Raw genomic sequence first — 20074 nt, 5'->3', positions numbered from 1 at the left:
GAAGTTCAGGGTGCGCGATTGTACGCAAGCTACAAGAGTCATGCAAGGGGCCGTCCATCGCGCCTTGACAGGCCCGGACGTGGGTCCTAGCATGCCGCGCAACCCTTCTGGAGCACCTGTCGCTGATGCAACCCCAAGCTTTCTACCGCGCGGTGGCGGACGATTTTAGCGCCGTCGACGGCATCATCAAGAAGCAGCTGACTTCCCGAGTGCCGCTGGTATCGAAAATCGGCGATTACATCACGTCGGCCGGCGGTAAACGCCTGCGTCCTTTATTAGTGCTGCTGTGCGGCAAGGCCCTCGGTCGCGAAGGCGACGACTTGCGTCTGCTGGCCGCCACCATCGAATTCCTGCACACCGCCACCCTGCTGCATGACGACGTGGTCGACATGTCCGGCATGCGCCGTGGCCGCTCGACCGCCAACGCCATGTGGGGCAACGCCCCGAGCGTGCTGGTCGGCGACTTCCTGTACTCGCGCTCGTTCGAAATGATGGTCGAACTGGGTTCGATGCCGGTGATGAAGATCCTGTCCCAGGCCACGCGCATCATCGCCGAAGGCGAAGTGCTGCAGCTGTCCAAGGTCCGTGACGCCAGCACCACCGAAGAAACCTACATGGAAGTCATCCGCGGCAAGACCGCGATGCTTTTCGAGGCCTCGACCCATAGCGCTGCAGCTCTGGCCGGTGCTACCGCCGAGCAGAGCGAAGCCCTGCGTACCTTCGGCGATCACCTCGGCGTGGCATTCCAGCTGGTCGACGACCTGCTCGACTACAAGGGCGACGCCGAAACCCTGGGCAAGAACGTCGGTGACGATCTGGCCGAAGGCAAGCCGACCCTGCCGCTGATCTACACCATGCGCGAAGGCACGCCAGAGCAGGCCGCACTGGTACGCCAGGCGATCCAGAAAGGCGGGATCGAAGACCTGGAAAGCATCCGCATTGCCGTGGAAGCGTCCGGCTCGCTGGAATACACCGCACAACTGGCTCGCGACTACGTGGCCCGTGCGATCAAGTGCCTGGAAGCGCTGCCTGCCAGCGAATACCGCGATGCGCTGGTTGAACTGAGCGAGTTCGCGGTCGCCCGCACGCACTGATCAACATCGCGCAATCAAGAAACCGCAGCCTCCCTCGGAGCCTGCGGTTTTTTGTTGCCTGCCATCCGCGGCTAAAACCCTATACAATGTGCGACTTTTAGCGATCCCCTCTCCAAGGAGCCTTAGTGAGCACGTTGCCACCCTGCCCGAAATGCAATTCCGAATACACCTACGAAGACGGCACCCAACTGGTGTGCCCGGAGTGCGCCCACGAGTGGTCTGCCGGCGGCGAAGCCGAAGTGGCGTCCGATGATGCCGTGAAGAAAGATTCGGTCGGCAACGTCCTGCAGGACGGCGACACCATCACCGTGATCAAGGACCTGAAGGTCAAGGGCACCTCGCTGGTGGTCAAGGTCGGCACCAAGGTGAAGAACATCCGCCTGTGCGACGGCGACCACGACATCGACTGCAAGATCGACGGCATCGGCCCGATGAAACTCAAATCCGAGTTCGTCAGAAAAGTCTGAGTCTGCTGTCCTCCATCCCGCGCCCGCCGTGGGATGGAGCTTCACCCTCCCCTGCTATTCCCAGCAAAACCACGCAATAGCCAAACGCCAGCCGTTTTGACCTTACGCAATCTTTACCCATAAAAAATCACGAACCGCCAATAGGCGCTTGCTATTTGACGAATAAGAATTATTCTCATTGAAACCCTTTCAATGGAGATGAGAACCATGACTTATTTGATCGACGCCTGGCTGGATCGCCCGCACCCGTACCTCAGGATCCTGCATCGGGAAACCGGTGAAGTCTGCGCGGTACTGGAAGAAGAAGCCCTGCATGAATTGCAGGATCAAGGGGATCTGGACGTCAGCGGCCTGAGTTCCAGCGAACCGATGGTGCTCAAGGAGCTGGTGCGCAATCTGTTCCTGTTCTGCTATGCCCGGGCATTGCGCCCGACCAGTGAGCTGCATCACAAGATCGAAGTATGAGAACGGCGGAGAAACCCTGCACAAGCCAGGCTTGTGCAGGGTAACGGGATTACAGAACGTCGAGCAGCTCGACGTCGAACACCAGAACGCTGTGCGGCGGGATGCTGCCAACGCCTTGAGCGCCGTAAGCCAGTTCGCTTGGCACGTACAGACGCCATTTGCTGCCGGCATTCATCAGTTGCAGGGCTTCGGTCCAGCCGGCGATCACGCCGCCAACCGGGAATTCTGCAGGCTGGCCACGCTCGTAGGAGCTGTCGAACACAGTGCCGTCGATCAGTGTGCCGTGGTAGTGAGTACGCACGTTGTCTTCACGGGATGGCTTGGCGCCTTCGCCCTGAGTCAGCACTTCGAATTGCAGACCGGAAGCCAGGGTGGTGATGCCGTCTTTCTTGGCGTTTTCAGCCAGGAAAGCACGACCTTCGCCAGCAGCGGCTTCAGCCTTGGCAGCGGCTTCGGCTTGCATGATCTCGCGGATCACTTTGAAGCTGGCGGACAGCTCTTCCTGACCCACACGGCTTGGCTTGCCGGCGAATGCGTCGGTCAAACCGGCCAGGATGGCGTCCAGGCTGACACCCGGTGGCGGGTTGTCGCGCAGCTGGTCACCCAACTGACGGCCGATACCGTAGCTGACGCGGGTTTCGTCGGTGGACAGATTTACTTCGGACATGACACTGCTCCGCTGTGCGGACGGCCTCAGGACATGCCGTGCGTGCACAGCGCGTCCCGGCGCGCCCGGAACCAAAAGGGCGAGCAGACTAGCACAGATGTTCCGCCATTGATCAGGCCCTCGGGCCTACAGTGCCGAGCGCCAGGCCAGCGGTACTTTCAGGCTTTCTTCCGCACTGGCACCAAGTCCGCACATTTCATCGTGTACCGAGGTGTGAACCAGGTTGAATGGCAGCACCGGAAAGTTGTGCAGGACATCCCGGGCATGCTCCACCGAACGCAGCATCAGCATCTTGCCCTGGGGATCGCTCAACGGGTACGCCGCGCCGTGCATCCGCGCCTCGAGCAGGTAGATTCCACCCTCCATGGAGATCAGGTTCAGCTCATCGACCTTCCTGGCGATGGCAAACGCATTCAACTCTTGCAGGTTCATGAACGCACCTCACGCTGTGGCGAGCCAGGACGCCTACAGGGATATGCCTCGGCGCACCAAAGTACAAGCCACAAACGACACCGCCCGTCTGTTTCGCAACAGGCGGGCGGTTTTGTTACAGCTTTCGACAACTCATCAGTGCTTAGTGAGCTTGTCCAGATAACCCATGGCAAACGCCGAGACCACGAAGGTCATGTGGATGATCACGTACCACATCAGATGCTGGGGATCGACGTTCTTGGCGTCCATGAAGATCCGCAGCAGGTGGATCGAGGAAATCGCCACGATCGACGCCGCCACTTTCATCTTCAGCGACGAGGAGTCCATGGTGCCCAGCCAGCTGAGCTTCTCTTTGCCTTCGTCGATGTTCAGCTCGGACACGAAGTTCTCGTAGCCGGAAATCATCACCATCACCAGCAAGCCGCCGACCAGCGCCATGTCGATCAGCGACAGCAGCACCAGAATCAGCTCGGACTCGGCCATGGAGAACACGTTGGGAATGACATGAAACACTTCCTGGAAGAATTTCAATGCCAGCGCCAGCAGCCCGAGGGACAGCCCGATGTAGATCGGCGCCAGCAGCCAGCGCGTGGCGTACATTGCATTTTCGATAAAGCGTTCCATTGACTCTCACACAAGGGGGGTTGTAATCGGCGGCGAGTATACCAGCCCCCCATGACAGCCAGAAACCGCCCGAAAATCCGCCACCTGCGTGTGTGTGTCAAAGTTTTTCTGCTAGTGTCCAAACCATTGACAGCCCAGCGACAGTGGACAGGACGACTGGAAATGGATGTGCGATTGCCGTTAATGACTGCCGGAATCTGCTTCGCCTTATCGGTCGGAGGCTGCTCACCCGGTGAAGAAAAAAAACACCCGCTCAGCCTCGAACAGAAGACTGCGCAGTTCGAACAGTCGCTGGACGCCATCACCGACCCGAAACTCAAGGATGCCGTGACCGAACTTGGCGGCTCGCTACTGCTGCTGGAGCGCGCGCAGCAACGTCTCGACAACAAACCGCCCAGAACCGAATACGGCGAAGACGCCCTCGGCGTCCTCAAGCACTACCCGACGCCTCAAGCGCTGGTCGACACCTTCATCAACGGTCTGTTCGTGCTGCACAAGGACGCCAGCTCCGATTACCTCACCGACCTGCAACCGGTGTTCCCTTTCAACCTCAACATTCCGGGCGGGTTCCTGTTCCCCCATGGCGTTGAATGGCAATCGGTGACCCTGAGCAACAAACGGGTGATCGCCTACCAGCCGGAATGGTCGGAAACCGATCCGGGCATCCAGTTGAGCCCGTCCAGTTCCAACGTCACCAACCCCGACGACCTGACCGTGACCTACCCGTTCATCGAGGGTCTGGATGTCGACAAGAAAACCCGGCCGCGTCCTGTGAGCCTGCAAGGTCAGGTGGAAGTCATCGCCCCGAAACGCCTGCACAGTTTCGATCTGGGCAAAAAGGATATCGGCCAGACAAGAACCGACGCCAACCTCAGCGTGAAACTGCTGAAGCTGGAAAAGAACTACGCCGAAGTCGAATTCAGCAACAACCTGCCGCTTGCCCCGGAAGTCGCCAACACGCCGCTCAATCCGCTGATCGTCCAGGCCCGCGATACGACCGGGCAATACCTTGTACGCGCCGGCGCCATCAACGAGAGCCCCGAGCAGGTCGGCTTTTACCAGAAGCAACTGGCGCACCTGCAACAGCAAAAGGCCTGGAGCGAGGACCTCGAGAAACAGCTGAACGACGAGCAGCGCACCTTCGAACAGCAGCATACGCGCCGCTACAACAAGGTTTACTTCAACGGGCCGATCGATACCCTTGAAGTCAGCGTGCTGGATTTCTCCGAGGCGACCGTCACCCGCAAGCCACTGGACCTGCCGATCCGCGAATTCGACTCGCACACCACGGCGAAAACCGTGCAGCCGCTGGATCTGGCGATCACCGTCTACGACGATCAGGCCCCCAACTGGCTCAAGGGTGCATCACTGACCGAGGACGATCTGAAAAAAAGCATCCATATCCGCCAGTCAGTGGAAGAACCCAGCGCCGCGCGCATCGAGTTCGATCACCGCAAGACCTTCAATGACGAACTGCTGGGCGACGACCTGGCTCCCGGCGAAAGCCCGGTGACGTTCTTCACCGAAAAACACAACGGCAAACTCGACGAGCCGATCGAACTGCCGGCCGAGGCGTATCAGGTGGATCCGCTGCAAGCGACCATCACGTATGACTTGAACCTGTTTCCGGAAACCCCGGCAGTGGCCGTCGGTTCGATGCCGTTGTTCCTCGCCACGGTGGCGAAACAGTCCTACGAAGCCAAGGCATTGCCCAAAGGCCTGGAAATCAGGAACAACGAATTGGTGGTCGACCTGAAACTGTTTCCGGCCAACGAATGGCGTTTCTTCGTCAAGGACGACAGCGGCAACTACCTGAAGCAGATCCTGTCGGTCAGCCACGACACGAGCGCAGAAGGCCCGGCGTTGTTCGGCGTGCATTATTTCTACGGCCGCCCGACGCAGGTGGAAACCTACCAGCGAACCGACCTCGCCACCGTGCAGTACGGCTTTGAGGTCAAGCTCGAGAAGGCGCAGACCCAGGGCGCCGCACCTTGACCGGTGCTAATGATCGAAAACGCCGAGATTGCGCCCGCGCCCGCCGTTGATCTGCCGCAACTGGGCTTGCAGGTGCAAGGACCAGATCTGCGGATCATTGGCCAGTTCGTAGCCGTGCATCGTCAGGCTTTCGACGATGGTATCGAGGATCGATTCGGCGGCGACCGGCCCGTGGAACGGGCCCTGAGCCTTGATGGCGGAAGGTTGTTCACCGGCCATGCCGGCGGCGAAGAGTAAAGTCCACATGCCGGTATCGCCGGCCAACGGCTTGATGGCGCATTCGATTCGGGTCACGAGACCCAGGCACTGACGGGTGAGGCAGAGGTTGCGCGACATGGCGGCGACCCTCGGTAAAGCCGGTGTTCAGCCCTTGCTGAAGGACTGTTTCGATCCCGTGATACTGTCGATGTCCTTGAGCTGAGAATAGAAGAAAAGTCCGCCGCGCCAACCGCGCAGAACCAGAAGGCGCCGAATGGTCATTGTGTGAATATTGACGCCAGAGTGATGGCACATTTGCAGGAGATCGACACAAAACAAATGTGGGAGCCAGCCTGCTGGCGATTGGGTACATCAGCCAACAAAAAAGTTGAATGATGCACTGCAATCGCCAGCAGGCTGGCTCCCACAATGTTTGATCGCGCTGAGGATTAAGCCGGTTTGGCCTCGGCCAGCGCCTCCTGCGCCAGTTCCTTCTCGGCTTCTTTCAGGTCTTCTTCGCTGATCATCTCGGCAATCACTCGCAGACGTTCCACTACGCGCGCGTTGACGCTGCCTTCCGGGAACTCGCCCTCCTCGTTCGGCTCACCGGCAGGCTCACCCACCAGTAGGCTCAGCGCTTCATCCGCCTGACGCACCGCGTAAACGTGGAACTGCCCGGCCCGGACTGCGGCCAGCACTTTCTCGTCGAGCATCAGCGTGGCGACGTTGGCGTGCGGAATGATCGCGCCCTGCTCGCCGGTCAGCCCGCGCGCTTCACAGAGACGGAAGAAACCTTCGATCTTCTCGTTGACCCCGCCCACCGCCTGCACTTCACCGAACTGGTTGATGGAACCGGTGATCGCAAAGCACTGCTTGAGCGGGGTTTTGGACAAGGCCGAAATCAGCGTGCAGGCCTCGCCCAGCGACGCACTGTCACCATCGACGTAGCCGTAGGATTGCTCCAGGGCGATGCTCGCGGAAATCGCCAACGGGAATTCCTGGGCGTAACGGCTGCCCAGATACCCGGTGAGAATCATCACGCCCTTGGAGTGAATCGGCTGGCCGAGGTTGACCTCGCGCTCGATGTCGACGATACCGCTGCCGCCCGGATACACCGTGGCGGAAATCCGCGCCGGTACACCGAACGCCGAGTCGCCGACTTCCAGCACCGTCAGGCCGTTGCACTTGCCGACCGCCGCGCCGTCGGTGTCGATCAGGATGATCCCCGCCAGCATGTCGTCGAGAATCCGCGCCGACACTCGGCCGGTACGGGTAGCCTTGGCTTTCAGGGCGCGCTCGATGTGGCCGGCGTCGGTCATTTCATCGTTGGCCAGGTGACGGATGAAATCCGCCTCGCTGACCAGCTGGAACAGATCACCGATCCGCGCCGACAAACGCCCCTGATGCTCGGCCAGACGTGCGCTGTAAGTCGCCAGACGCGCCACCGCGTCGGCGGTCAACGGCGCCATGCCTTCTTCCGAAGTGCGGGTTTTCAGCAACTGGGCGAACTGCTCCAGGCTTTCGTCGACCATCGGGATGTCTTCGTCGAAATCCACCAGGACGCGGAACATCTCCTGGAAGTCCGGATCGAGGTCCTGCAGCGTGTAGTACAGCTGCCGCGCACCGATGATGATGACTTTGACATTCAACGGAATGAACTGCGGGTTGAGCGTCACGGTCGCGAAACGGCCCATCTCGCCCAGTGGCGATTCCATTTTCAGCTTGCGCGATTGAAGGGCGCGTTTGAGCGCATCCCACACAAAGGGCTCGCCGAGCATCTTTTCCGCTTCGAGGATCAGGAAACCACCGTTGGCGCGGTGCAACGCACCCGGACGCAACTGGCGATACGTGGTGTAGAGCGCGCCCTGATCGGTGGTGTATTCAATGCGGCCGAACAGGTTTTCGTAGGTCGGATGCGGCTCGAACACCACCGGCGCACCGCCGCTGGCCGGATGGCCGACCACCAGGCTCGGCGCGTATTGCTCTTCCAGCAGCTTGCGTGCAACGGCGTCGGTCTTGCTGTCGTCGACCAGTTGCTCGACCACGGTTTTCAGCAGATAGACCTGCACCGCTTGCAGGTAACCGCAGACCGCGGCGTTTTCCGCGTACTTCTCCGACAGCGGTGCGAGCAAAGGCTGCAACGCCAAAGTAATGGTTTCTTCGTTGAGCTGACGCAACTGGTTGCTCGACTCGCGCTTCCACTGCGGCAGGCTGGCGAGTTCTTCGTTCAGGCGCTCTTCGAGGCCGGAAATGTCCTCATGGAAACGTTCGCGCTCGGACTCCGGCAACTGCGCGAATTCAGCCTCGTCCAGCGCCTTGCCTTCGAGCATCGGGGTGAACGCGATGTTGCTGCTGTCGCGGTACAGGGCGACGTCTTTTTCCAGGGCCAGACGCTCGATGACGTCCAGCGCCTTGTCGTAGCGCTGGTTGAAGGCGCGGTCGATGGCGCTCTTCTTCTGCTGGTAGGACGGGTGTTCGAACACCGCGGGAAAAGTCGACAGCAGGTTGTCGATCAAGCCGTTGATGTCGCCGATGAACGCTGCGGCGCTGCCCGATGGCAGTTCCAGGGCGCGTGGCTCGCGCGGCTCGTCGAAATTGTTGACGTAGACCCAGTCCGCCGGGGTCTGCAGGCGCTTGCCTTCGGCCTTCAGGTAGCGTTTGACGAACGAGAAACGGCCGGTGCCGGGCTCGCCCATGACGAATACGTTGTAACCGGGGCGTGGCATGGCCACACCGAACTGCAAGGCTTCGACCGCACGTTCCTGGCCAAGCACACCGCGAAAGGGCTCCAGATCATTGGTGGTAGTGAAGCTGAACTGTTCAGCGGAAAACGGACGGGTCAGCGCTTCGGGCGCTAGACGCAAGCTGGCAGCAACAGGATCAGGCATCGGGCTTCCTTAACAATCAGGCGGGGCAGATAGCGGCATTCTGGCGCTGCCCGTGCCCCACTGGCAAGGCGCGCCACACGACAAAGCATAGACAACCGGCCAACCCCACGGCCGGCCCCGCAAAACCGGGCTGGATCACGAATATGCTGCAAAAAATCACGGAACCACAGGAACCTGCCTAAACTCCAAACTGCGCGGCTGGAACTAATACCGGCCCACTGGCGCCAGAAGGTCTGTACGAAAACTCGCCAAGTGGCGTTTTGATGTAGAGAGCGGGGCCAGAACCCTGTCCATTGGTACGCACATAAAAGAGAACAAAGCTATGAAACGGATTCTTCTCGGTACTCTCTTCACCGCTGTATCCATCAACGCCATGGCTCAGGCGCCGGGCGGTCCGGATTGCGGCTGGGGCAACATGCTGTTTGAAGGTCAGCGTGGCACCCCGGCTCACTTCCTGGCATCCACCACTAACGGAACCTCGGGCAACGCCACGTTCGGCATGACGTCCGGCACCAACGGTTGCTCCACCAACGCCTCGTTGACCTACGGCGGCAAATCCTGGTTTGCCATGAATGGCATGATGAACGAGCTGTCCGAAGACATGGCAAAAGGCAATGGCGAAGCGCTGACGACCTATGCCGTGGTACTGGGCGTGGCACCGGAAGACCGTGCGCACTTCGCCGCCGTCACTCACGAGCACTTCCAGCAGATCTTCAGCAAGGCTGACGTGACCGCCGAAGACGTGCATACCAACACCCTGGCCGTGCTGAAAGCAGACCCTCGTCTGGCCAAGTACGCGACTCAGGCTTAAGCTCGACCCCACCCGCTTCTTTCGGGAAGCGGGTTTTGTTTTTTCGGCCCGCCCTCCCTGGGTCTTTTGTTTCTTTCGACTTAAGTTGCCACCTATGCTCAAACGCCTTGCCTGGCTGGCGCTGTGTGTCTGCGCCCCGCTGTCCGCCGCGCCCCACATCGACCCTCAACGTTTGCAGCAACTGGCCAACGACCGCTTCTGGATTTCCCTCGGCCATTACGAAACCGCCAAGCTCGGCGGCTGGCGCAGCTACGTCAGCGACAAGAAGTTCTTCCTCGCCGCCGACGGCAACGAGCATCCCGACCACGAACTGGCCGCCACGGTCCAGGCGCTGTACGCCCCGGCCAGTCTCGGTGAGCAACACGCCCAGTGCGTCTACCCGGCCCGCACGCGCTGGCTGAAAGACCAGCTCAGCCTGACCGACCTGCCGGCGCCGGACTGCGCCGAATTCAAGAAATGGTTCAAGGATGTCTCGCCCCACAGTGCGGTGATGATTTTCCCGGCGGCCTACCTCAACAGCCCGTCGTCGATGTTCGGCCACACCCTGCTGCGCATTGATCAGGCCGATGTGCAGAGCGACAAGACCTCGCTGCTCAGCTACGCGATCAACTTCGGCGCCTACATCGAAGGTTCCGACAACAGCATTCTCTACGCCTGGAAAGGCCTGATGGGCGGCTATCCGGGACTGTTCGCGCTGGTGCCCTATCAGGAAAAACTCTCGGAATACCGCAGCCTGGAAAACCGCGACCTGTGGGAGTACCGGCTCAACCTGACACAAGCCGAAACCGCACGCATGGTCGAGCATGTGTGGGAGCTGAAGCAGATTCAGTTCGACTATTTTTTCTTCGATGAAAACTGCTCCTATCGCCTGCTCGAACTGTTGCAGGTCGCTCGTCCGAGCCTGCGCCTGACCGAACAATTCCCGCTGACCGCGATTCCCACCGACACCGTCAAAGCGGTGAAAGAAGCCGGACTGGTCGAGCACATCGAATACCGCCCGTCCCGCGAGCGTGAACTGCTCAGCCGCGCCGAGCCCTTGACCGGCGAAGAACAGGACTGGGTGCTGAAAGTCAGCGCCGACCAGCAGCAATTGCAGGACCCGGCCTTCAAGGCCCTGCCCCGTGACCGACAAGCCCTCATCGTCGACGCGGCGTATCGGCTGGAACGCTACCGCGCCAACGGCCAGGAACGTGATCCGCAACGGGCACAGCGCAGTTTTGAATTGCTGCGGGCGATCAACAAGAACCCGGCGCCGGAGCTGCAAATTCCACAACCGGGCCTGCCCGAAGATGGCCATGAATCGCGTACCTGGCAGGCCGGTCTCGGCACCCGTGGCGACCGCGCATTCGGCGAGTACGGCTTGCGCATGGCCTATCACGATCTCAACGACAATGCGGAGAGTTTCCCCCTCGGCGCGCAGATCGAAATCCTGCAGATGAAGCTGCGCCAGTACGAAGGCAATCACTGGCAGTTCCAGCAACTGGATCTGGCAACCATCCGCTCACTGACGCCGCGCAATGCGCTGTTGCAGCCGTTGTCGTGGCAGGTCACCGGAGGTCTGGAGCGGGTGCCGGGCAAGCATGACGACGAGACGCTGGTCAGCCATGTCAACGGTGGCGGTGGCGGCACCTGGCAACTGGGTGACGATGTACTGGGTTTTGCCCTCGGCACCGTGCGCGTTGAACACAACAATGATTTCGCCGAATTCGTTTCCCCCGCAGGCGGATTCAATACCGGCGTGTTGTGGAAAAACCCGTTGGGCAATCTCAGTGTGGAGGCCAAGGGCGATTACTTCTTCAACGGCGAAGTGCGCCGCAGCCTGAGCCTGAATCAACAATGGGAGTTGTCCCGCAACCTGGGTTTGCGCCTGAGTGCGCAGCGTGAATTCAGCCATGTGGCAACGCCGGAGACCGAAGTGATGCTTGAGGTGAAGTGGTATCACTACTGAGGTTTTGATCTTCCTTTCACACCCCGTCGACGAATCCGCTTCTAGACTTTCCCTGTCAGCCGGAGAACGGCGCGGGAGAGTCTGATGTGGCGGTGTGCGGGGTTTGTGGGTGTGTTGCTGTTGCTGGGTGGCTGTCAAAGCACCCACGAAGATCTGATCGCCAAGGGTTATCCACCGGCGTTCGCCGACGGTTTCGATGACGGTTGCATCAGCGGTCGTCAGGCGGCGGGTTCGATCAGCGGCGAGTTTCGCAAGAACGTGCCGCGCTATCTCAAGGATCCGCAATACGCCGAGGGCTGGAGCGACGGTTTCCGCCAGTGTCAGGCGATGCTGGAAAACAAGGATCGCGAGGAGTATCGCAACGAACACTGGGACGAGCGCGAGCGGGCCTGGCAGCAACAGAAAGATCAGGGCGCCGCGCGGGCTTATCGTTCGCAGTAGGTCGTTTCCAGACATCCGGCGAAACCTTTAGCCTGCGACCATGGCCCAACGGTTGTCACAGGAGGTCACCATGAGCCGTGCTTTCGTCAACGAAGACAACGCCGCTGCGCAAGCCGATCAGCCGGTCGAACGGCAGGTCAGCACGCAGCCCAATTACGTCACGCCACAGGGGCTTGCCCAGTTGCAGGCGAAAGTCGCCGAGCTGCAGACACTACACGCCGAACAAACCGCCATGGGCGAACAGGCCGATAAACAGCGGCTGGCCGATCTCGAACGGGATTTGCGTTATTTCAATCAGCGGGTCGGCAGTGCTCAGGTTGCGCCAGCCCCGACTTCCAACGAAAAGGTGCAGATCGGCAGTTGGGTGACCTACGCCGACGAACACAACACCGAACGCCGGGTGCAACTGGTCGGCGAAGATCAGGCCGATGCCGCCAACGGCCTGATCAACTGGGCCTCACCGTTGGGCCGCGCGCTGCTTGGCGCGCGACTCAATGACGAAGTGCTGTGGCAGCGTCCGGCCGGCAATCAACTGATCGAAGTGATCCGCATCGATCGTTCTTGAAGCACAGTGCTTAAACCACGCCCTGCGCCAGCATCGCGTCGGCGACCTTGACGAAGCCGGCGATGTTCGCGCCTTTGACGTAGTTGATCCGGCCGTTTTCCTCACCGTAATGCACACAGGCGTGGTGGATCGACTGCATGATCGCGTGCAGCTTGCTGTCCACCTCGCCCGCCGTCCACAGCAGACGCATGGCGTTCTGCGACATTTCCAGACCGCTGACCGCCACGCCGCCGGCATTCGATGCCTTGCCCGGCGCGAACAGAATGCCCGCCTCGATAAAGATATCCACAGCCTCAAGGGTGGTCGGCATGTTCGCGCCCTCGGCCACACAGATGCAGCCGTTACGCAGCAAGGTGCGGGCAGCTTCGGCGTCTAGCTCGTTCTGGGTGGCGCATGGCAGCGCAATATCGCACGGCAACGACCATGGCAGCTGACCGGCGCGGAACTCCAGGCCGAACGCGGCCGCCAATTCACTGATCCGCCCGCGCTTGACGTTCTTCAGTTCCAGCAGCGCCAGCCACTGTTCTTCGCTCAGGCCGGCCTCGCAATACAGCGTGCCTTCGGAGTCGGACAGGGAAATCACCTTGCCGCCCAGATCCATCACTTTGCGGGCCGCGTATTGCGCAACGTTGCCGGAACCGGAGATTGCCACGCGCTTGCCTTCGACGGTCTGCTCGCGGCGCTTGAGCATTTCCTCGGCGAAATACACGCAACCGAAACCGGTGGCTTCCGGGCGGATCAGGCTGCCGCCGTAGGTCATGCCCTTGCCCGTCAGCACGCTGGTGAACTGGTTGCTCAGGCGCTTGTACTGACCGAACAGGAAACCGATCTCCCGTGCGCCGACACCGATATCGCCTGCCGGCACGTCCACGTCGGCGCCGATGTGGCGGTACAGTTCGCTCATGAACGCCTGGCAGAAACGCATGACTTCGGCGTCGCTCTTGCCCTTCGGATCGAAGTCCGAACCGCCCTTGCCGCCGCCCATGGGCAGCGAAGTCAGGGAGTTCTTGAAGGTCTGCTCGAAGGCGAGGAATTTCAGCACGCCCAGATTCACCGAAGGATGGAAACGCAAACCGCCCTTGTACGGGCCGATGGCGCTGTTCATCTGGATGCGGAAGCCGCGATTGACCTGAACCTTGCCCTGATCGTCAACCCACGACACCCGGAACACCACCGCCCGCTCAGGTTCGCAGATGCGCTCCAGAATCCCCGAGGTCAGATAGTGCGGATGGGCTTCGAGAAACGGCCACAGGCTGCGCAGGACTTCTTCGACGGCCTGGTGGAATTCGGGTTGATCCGGATCGCGTTTTTTCAGACGGGCGAGGAAGGATTCGACGGATTCGATCATGGGAAAAGTCTCGGCAAATTTGTTGTCGTTGGAAGAGATTGAGCCGGACTGTAACAAACGATATGTACACAGCAACAGACAAAAATGTCGCATTTATGAAAACAAATAGTACACACGCTATAAATCACGGCGGATTGCAGGCAAAAAAAAGCGGAGCCCGAAGGCTCCGCTCTTTCATGCAACCAACCTGAAATCAGGCCAGTTTTTTGTGGCGTACCCGGTGTGGCTGGGCCGCTGCTTCGCCGAGGCGTTTTTTGCGATCGGCTTCGTACTCGGTGTAGTTGCCTTCGAAGAACACCGCCTGCGAGTCGTCTTCGTACGCCAGGATGTGAGTCGCGACGCGGTCAAGGAACCACCGGTCGTGAGAGATCACAATGGCGGCGCCCGGGAAGTCCAGCAGGGCTTCTTCCAGGGAACGCAGGGTTTCGACGTCGAGGTCGTTGGACGGTTCGTCGAGCAGCAGGACGTTGCCGCCCTCCTTCAGGGTCAGCGCCAGGTGCAGACGACCGCGCTCACCACCGGACAGGTCCTTGACGAACTTCTGCTGATCGCCGCCCTTGAAGTTGAAGCGACCGACGTAGGTACGCGACGGGATCTCGTAGTTGCCGATGCGGATCTGGTCGGAACCGTCGGAGATCTGCTGGAACACGGTCTTGCTGCCGTCCAGGTCTTCGCGGCTCTGGTCCACACAGGCCAGTTGCACGGTTTCGCCGATCTCGATGCTGCCGGAGTCCGGGGTTTCCTTGCCCATCAGCATGCGGAACAGGGTCGACTTACCGGCACCGTTACCGCCGATCACGCCGACGATGGCGCCTTTCGGCATGGAGAACGAAAGGTTGTCGATCAACACGCGATCGCCGTAGCCCTTGGTGACGTTCTTGAATTCGATGACCTTGTCGCCCAGGCGCGGACCAGCCGGGATGTAGATCTCGTTAGTTTCCGAACGCTTCTGGAATTCCTGCGACTGCATTTCTTCGAAGCGCTGCAGACGTGCCTTGGATTTCGACTGGCGGGCCTTGGCGCCTTTGCGCACCCACTCCAGTTCTTCCTTCATGGCTTTTTCGTGGGCCGATTGCTGCTTGGATTCCTGGGCCAGACGATCGGACTTGGCTTCCAGCCAACCCGAGTAGTTGCCCTCGTAAGGAATGCCCGCACCGCGGTCGAGTTCCAGAATCCAGCCGGCAACGTTGTCCAGGAAGTAACGGTCGTGCGTGATCGCTACCACAGTGCCCGGGAAGTCGTGCAGGAAGTGTTCGAGCCACGCAACGGAGTCGGCGTCCAGGTGGTTGGTCGGTTCGTCGAGCAGCAGCATGTCCGGGGCGGACAGCAGCAGACGGCACAGGGCCACACGACGTTTTTCACCACCGGACAGGTGTTCCACTTTCGCGTCCCAGGCCGGCAGACGCAGCGCATCGGCGGCGACTTCCAGCTGGCGCTCCAGGTTGTGACCGTCGCTGGCCTGCAGGATCGCTTCGAGCTTGGCCTGTTCGGCGGCCAGTTTGTCGAAGTCGGCGTCCGGGTCGGCGTAGGCGGCGTAGACCTCGTCCAGACGCGCTTGCGCGTCCTTGATCACGCTGACCGCTTCCTCGACCACTTCACGCACGGTCTTGGTCGGATCAAGTTGCGGCTCTTGCGGCAGGTAACCGATGTTCAGTTCCGGCATCGGGCGCGCTTCGCCTTCGAATTCGGTGTCGACGCCGGCCATGATTTTCAGCAGCGTGGACTTACCCGAACCGTTGAGGCCGAGTACACCGATCTTGGCGCCCGGGAAGAAGGACAGAGAAATGTTTTTCAGGATTTCCCGCTTCGGCGGAACAACTTTGCCCAGCCGATGCATGGTGAAGACGTATTGAGCCATGGAGAACCTTGGGTCAGTGACTGATGAATGATTGGGACACAGGCAATGCCCGGCCAGACCGTGCGCGTCGTTCACTGGAAGATATCAATGCGTGCGCGCGGAAAGTCTAGGAGCTGGAACGCTCCCGCGTAACCGGCAAAGCTACCTTAATGACAGAAGGCAGTCCAGCCGAGCGGGGCTGGCACTTCGCCACAACTCAAGGCATGCTAGCCGCCCTTTGGGCGTCCGGCTTATAGTGCACGTCGCGCCAGTCCAGCCAAACCGCAGGATTACAGCTTGTCCAATGTCACTCCGCCAGCCTCTGTGAGCAGCACCCAACCGGCGCCCGGCTCGTCCCTGCGCGGAACATTGAAAGGCGCGCTGGCGACGCTGGTGCTGATGCTGCTGGCGTTGCTGTTCTGGCAACTGCTCGATCAACTGCGCGAAACCCAGAAAAACCAGCGTCAGTACACCATCGATTACACCGCCGATCTCGCCTCGCAAGTCAGCCTCAACATGTCGCTGAATGCGCAGATCGCGCTCAATCTGCTACCGATCGTCGAACAGCCGCAGTCTGCCGACGAACAGCAGGCGCTGCTGCGCAAGCTGCAGAAATCCCTGCCTGACCTGCAGAGCATGGCCTTGCTCAGCCCGTCGGGAAAAATCCTCAGTGACAGCGCCACCGACAGCAAGGACGCTGACTACCTCAGCGATCTGGTGCGCCGCAGCCACGCCCAGGCACATTATTTCAGCAACGCCGATGACGGCTCGGTGGTGCATCTGTTGCTGCATCAGGCCAGCGGCAGCACGCGCGGCTACTGGGCGCTGCGCCTGACCCCGACCTTCTTTGCCTCGCTGACCAAACAGGGTGACAGCGGCATCCGCCCGCTGTGGCTGGTGGAAAACCGCATCAACCATCAGATCATCAGTCGCGACGAAGCCCTGCCGACCACCAAGACCAGCACCCTGACGCCCGACGATCTGGCCAACAGCGTGCTGACCGTGCCCCTGAGCAGCAGCGACTGGCAACTACGCGGCTTATTCGATCGGCAACATGTGCTCGAAGAGCTGCTGCCGGCGTTCATCGGCAAATGCCTGCTGGGCCTGGCGCTATCCCTGCTGCCGTTCATTGCCTTGCTGAACATGCGCCGCCGTCAGCGCCAGGTGCATGAAGGACGCCGCCGTTATCAGGACATTTTCGAAGGCACCGGTGTGGCCCTGTGCGTGCTGGATCTTTCGGGACTGAAACAGGTTTTCGAAAAGGCCCAGATCCAGACCAGCGACCAGCTCAAGGCCTGGCTCGACCAGCCACAGCAACGCCAGCAATTGCTTCAGGAACTGCGAGTCACCGAGGTCAATCAGGTGGCGCTGCAACTGCTCAACGTCAATTCCTGCGACCAGGCCTGGCAGTTGCTGATCGACGGTCACCCGCAAAGCCAGTGTGCGATCGGCAATCAAGTGCTCGACGCCGTACTCCAGCAACAAAAGCAGCTGGAACTGGAAATCAAACTGCCGGACATCAACGGCCGCGACCAGCACCTGTGGCTGGTGCTGCGTCTGCCTCATGAGCAGCACGACTACAAGGCCGTGATCCTGAGCATCAACGACATCACCAGTCGCAAGCTGATTGAATTGTCGTTGCTGGAGCGCGAGGGCTTCTGGTCGGACGTGGTGCGCACCGTGCCGGATCACCTGTACGTGCAGGATGTGATCAGCCAGCGGATGATTTTCAGCAACCACCACCTGGGCCAGACCCTCGGCTACAACCGCACCGAACTGCACCAGATGGGCGAGTACTTCTGGGAAATCCTCCTGCACCCGGAAGACGCTGACTATTACCACCGCTCGCGGCAGATGCAGCGTCATGCCGGCTACAGCCAGTTACTGCAATGCCAGTTGCGCTTCCGTCATCGCGACGGCAAGTGGCGGCGTTTCGATATCCGCGAACAGGCGCTGGCCCGGGACAAGCATGATCAGGTGACGCGGATCATCGGCGTGGCCAAGGACATCACCGAGCAGATCGAGGCCAGCGAATCGTTGCGCGACAGCGAACAGCGTTACCGGATGCTCGCCGAAAGCATCAGTGACGTGATCTTCTCCACCGACAGCAAGCTGTCGCTCAACTACGTCAGCCCGTCGGTGCAAGCGGTGCTGGGCTACGACGCCGAGTGGATTTTCCAGAACGGCTGGCAGTCGACCATCGCCAACCCGCAGCAACTGAACGGCATCTATCACCTGATGGACCGTGTCAGCAAAGCCTTGGACAAACCCGAGCAACTGGCAATCCTGCGCAGTCAGGTGCAGACCCAGATGTTTCTGTTCGACTGCCTGCGCGCCGATGGTCGCAAGATCCCGATCGAACTGCGCCTGGTACTGGTGTGGGACGAACACGGCGCCTTCGAAGGCGTGCTCGGGGTCGGTCGCGACATCAGCCAGCAGCGCCGTGCCGAGAAAGACCTGCGCATGGCGGCCACGGTATTCGAGCACTCGACTTCGGCGATCCTGATCACCGACCCGGCCGGTTACATCGTTCAGGCCAACGAAGCGTTCAGTCGCGTCAGCGGTTACGCGGTGAGCGAAGTGCTCGACCAGTTGCCGAACATGCTCACCGTCGACGAACAGCAGGACGCGCATCTGCGATACGTGCTCAAGCAATTGCATCAGCACAGCACCTGGGAAGGCGAAGTCTGGCTCAAACGCCGAAATGGCGAGCACTATCCGGCGTGGGTCGGCATCACTGCGGTACTCGATGACGAAGGCGACCTGGCGAGTTATGTGTGCTTCTTCAGCGACATCAGCGAGCGCAAGGCCAGTGAGCAACGAATTCACCGCCTCGCCTACTACGACGCCCTGACCCACCTGCCGAACCGCACGCTGTTCCAGGATCGCCTGCACACCGCGCTGCAATCGGCCGACCGGCAGAAGTCGTGGGTGGTGCTGATGTTCCTCGACCTCGATCGTTTCAAACCGATCAACGACTCCCTCGGCCATGCCGCCGGCGACCGCATGCTCAAGGACATGGCCACCCGGCTGCTGGCCTGCGTCGACGATGACGACACCGTGGCGCGGATGGGCGGCGATGAATTCACGTTGCTCCTGCAGCACCGCTCCAGCCGCGAGATGGCGCTGAACCGTGCGATCCATGTGGCCGAGCAGATTCTTGGCAGCCTGGTGCGACCGTTCGTGCTGGAGGGGCGCGAGTTCTTCGTCACCGCCAGTATCGGCATCGCCCTGAGCCCGCAGGACGGCAACGAACTCAGTCAGCTGATGAAGAACGCCGACACCGCGATGTACCACGCCAAGGAGCGCGGCAAGAACAACTTCCAGTTCTATCAGGCCGACATGAACGCCAGTGCGCTGGAACGTCTGGAGCTGGAAAGCGACCTGCGTCATGCCCTGGAACAGAACGAATTCGTGCTGTATTACCAGCCGCAGTTCAGCGGCGACGGCAAACGCCTGACCGGCGCCGAAGCCCTGTTGCGCTGGCGTCATCCGCGTCGCGGGCTGGTGCCGCCGGGGGATTTCATCCCGGTGCTCGAAGAGCTCGGGCTGGTGGTGGACGTCGGCGACTGGGTGATCAGCGAGGCCTGCCGTCAGCTCAAGACCTGGCACCAGAGCCGTGTGCGCGTGCCGAAGGTCTCGGTGAACATTTCCGCCCGACAGTTCTCCGACGGCCAGCTCGGCACGCGGATCGCCACCATCCTCAAGGAAACCGGCCTGCCGCCGGCGTGCCTGGAGCTGGAACTGACCGAAAGTATCCTGATGCGCGAAGTCAGCGAGGCGATGCAGATCCTTGCCGGCCTGAAGAACCTCGGTCTGAGCATCGCGGTCGACGACTTCGGCACCGGTTACTCGTCGCTGAACTACCTCAAGCAATTCCCGATCGACGTGCTGAAGATCGACCGCACCTTCGTCGACGGCCTGCCATCCGGCGAGCAGGACGCGCAGATTGCCCGGGCGATCATCGCCATGGCCCACAGCCTCAACCTGGCGGTAATCGCCGAAGGCGTGGAAACCCATGAACAGCTGGACTTCCTGCGCGAGCACGGTTGCGACGAGGTTCAGGGTTATCTGTTCGGGCGACCGATGCCGGCCACCCGCTTCGAAGCGCAGTTCAGCAATGACGCGCTGTTCATGTTCGACTGAAAATCGGCGGCGCGGCCTTCGCGAGCAGGCTCGCTCCCACAGGGATTGATGTCGATCACGGAATCCTGCCGCCAACCCGGCTATTGTGCGAACCGGCTGGCCAGGAAAAGGCCGGCACGGACGCCACATATCTGGTCATGAACGCCAC

16 protein-coding genes are annotated in these 20074 nt (G+C 60.6%); 9 read left to right on the top strand and 7 right to left on the bottom strand.

Annotation, left to right across the window (positions count from 1 at the left end; all coding sequences use genetic code 11):
- Positions 1-125: 125 nt before the first annotated feature.
- The 3 genes from DXT77_RS29245 (at position 126) to DXT77_RS29235 (ending at position 2026) form a co-directional block, all read left to right on the top strand.
- Positions 126-1094, top strand: coding sequence for a polyprenyl synthetase family protein (locus DXT77_RS29245; RefSeq protein WP_085712196.1), 969 nt, complete (start codon positions 126-128; stop codon positions 1092-1094).
- Between the two features lie 125 nt (positions 1095-1219).
- Entirely contained in the window at positions 1220-1561 is a 342-nt protein-coding gene (locus DXT77_RS29240; protein ID WP_007950963.1) for a zinc ribbon domain-containing protein YjdM, read from the top strand.
- A 207-nt stretch (positions 1562-1768) separates the two neighbouring features.
- Positions 1769-2026 carry a hypothetical protein gene (locus DXT77_RS29235; protein WP_085712197.1) on the top strand — a complete coding sequence of 86 codons (258 nt, stop codon included), beginning with the start codon at positions 1769-1771 and terminating at the stop codon, positions 2024-2026.
- Positions 2027-2075: 49 nt separating this feature from the next.
- On the opposite strand, the gene DXT77_RS29230 is transcribed toward DXT77_RS29235, so the two are convergent.
- From DXT77_RS29230 to DXT77_RS29220, 3 genes are all read right to left on the bottom strand, one after another.
- Positions 2076-2693 carry an FKBP-type peptidyl-prolyl cis-trans isomerase gene (locus tag DXT77_RS29230; RefSeq protein WP_085712198.1) on the bottom strand — a complete coding sequence of 206 codons (618 nt, stop codon included), beginning with the start codon at positions 2691-2693 and terminating at the stop codon, positions 2076-2078.
- A 126-nt stretch (positions 2694-2819) separates the two neighbouring features.
- Complete coding sequence (locus DXT77_RS29225; RefSeq protein ID WP_114885633.1) at positions 2820-3125, bottom strand: DUF6482 family protein; 306 nt, start codon at positions 3123-3125, stop codon at positions 2820-2822.
- 135 nt (positions 3126-3260) lie between these two features.
- Positions 3261-3749 carry a TIGR00645 family protein gene (locus DXT77_RS29220; protein WP_065257512.1) on the bottom strand — a complete coding sequence of 163 codons (489 nt, stop codon included), beginning with the start codon at positions 3747-3749 and terminating at the stop codon, positions 3261-3263.
- 162 nt (positions 3750-3911) lie between these two features.
- On the opposite strand from DXT77_RS29220, the gene DXT77_RS29215 reads away from it, so the two are divergent.
- Positions 3912-5744: a hypothetical protein gene (locus tag DXT77_RS29215; protein ID WP_119430136.1), complete on the top strand. Its 1833-nt coding sequence runs from the start codon at positions 3912-3914 to the stop codon at positions 5742-5744.
- Positions 5745-5750: 6 nt separating this feature from the next.
- Here the strand turns inward: DXT77_RS29215 and DXT77_RS29210 are convergent, their stop codons facing one another.
- Complete coding sequence (locus DXT77_RS29210) at positions 5751-6080, bottom strand: hypothetical protein (protein WP_085712201.1); 330 nt, start codon at positions 6078-6080, stop codon at positions 5751-5753.
- Positions 6081-6391: 311 nt separating this feature from the next.
- Positions 6392-8830 carry a Lon protease family protein gene (locus tag DXT77_RS29205; protein WP_119430135.1) on the bottom strand — a complete coding sequence of 813 codons (2439 nt, stop codon included), beginning with the start codon at positions 8828-8830 and terminating at the stop codon, positions 6392-6394.
- A gap of 322 nt (positions 8831-9152) precedes the next feature.
- Between DXT77_RS29205 and DXT77_RS29200 the strand changes: the two genes are divergently transcribed.
- From DXT77_RS29200 to DXT77_RS29185, 4 genes are all read left to right on the top strand, one after another.
- Positions 9153-9641 (top strand): DUF3015 domain-containing protein, encoded by a 489-nt coding sequence (locus DXT77_RS29200; protein WP_007950971.1) that lies wholly within the window; start codon positions 9153-9155, stop codon positions 9639-9641.
- Between the two features lie 94 nt (positions 9642-9735).
- Complete coding sequence (locus DXT77_RS29195) at positions 9736-11589, top strand: DUF4105 domain-containing protein (protein WP_119430134.1); 1854 nt, start codon at positions 9736-9738, stop codon at positions 11587-11589.
- A gap of 84 nt (positions 11590-11673) precedes the next feature.
- The gene (locus tag DXT77_RS29190; RefSeq protein WP_114885642.1) at positions 11674-12030 is read left to right on the top strand and encodes a hypothetical protein; all 357 of its coding nucleotides are present in this window, start codon (positions 11674-11676) and stop codon (positions 12028-12030) included.
- Positions 12031-12100: 70 nt separating this feature from the next.
- Complete coding sequence (locus DXT77_RS29185; RefSeq protein WP_119430133.1) at positions 12101-12595, top strand: GreA/GreB family elongation factor; 495 nt, start codon at positions 12101-12103, stop codon at positions 12593-12595.
- A gap of 10 nt (positions 12596-12605) precedes the next feature.
- Here the strand turns inward: DXT77_RS29185 and gdhA are convergent, their stop codons facing one another.
- Entirely contained in the window at positions 12606-13943 is a 1338-nt protein-coding gene (gene gdhA / locus DXT77_RS29180) for an NADP-specific glutamate dehydrogenase (protein WP_119430132.1), read from the bottom strand.
- Positions 13944-14136: 193 nt separating this feature from the next.
- The gene (gene ettA, locus DXT77_RS29175; RefSeq protein ID WP_007950976.1) at positions 14137-15801 is read right to left on the bottom strand and encodes an energy-dependent translational throttle protein EttA; all 1665 of its coding nucleotides are present in this window, start codon (positions 15799-15801) and stop codon (positions 14137-14139) included.
- Between the two features lie 276 nt (positions 15802-16077).
- Between ettA and DXT77_RS29170 the strand changes: the two genes are divergently transcribed.
- On the top strand, positions 16078-19926 hold the full coding sequence (locus tag DXT77_RS29170; RefSeq protein WP_119430131.1) for an EAL domain-containing protein: 3849 nt from the start codon (positions 16078-16080) through the stop codon (positions 19924-19926).
- The last annotated feature ends 148 nt before the right edge of the window (positions 19927-20074 follow it).

The sequence above is a fragment of the Pseudomonas sp. 91RF genome, from assembly GCF_003576265.1.
GTDB classification, from domain to species: Bacteria; Pseudomonadota; Gammaproteobacteria; order Pseudomonadales; family Pseudomonadaceae; genus Aquipseudomonas; species Aquipseudomonas kribbensis.
Note: the sequence above shows the minus strand (reverse complement) of the source record. Positions and strands in the feature narration are given on the sequence as shown.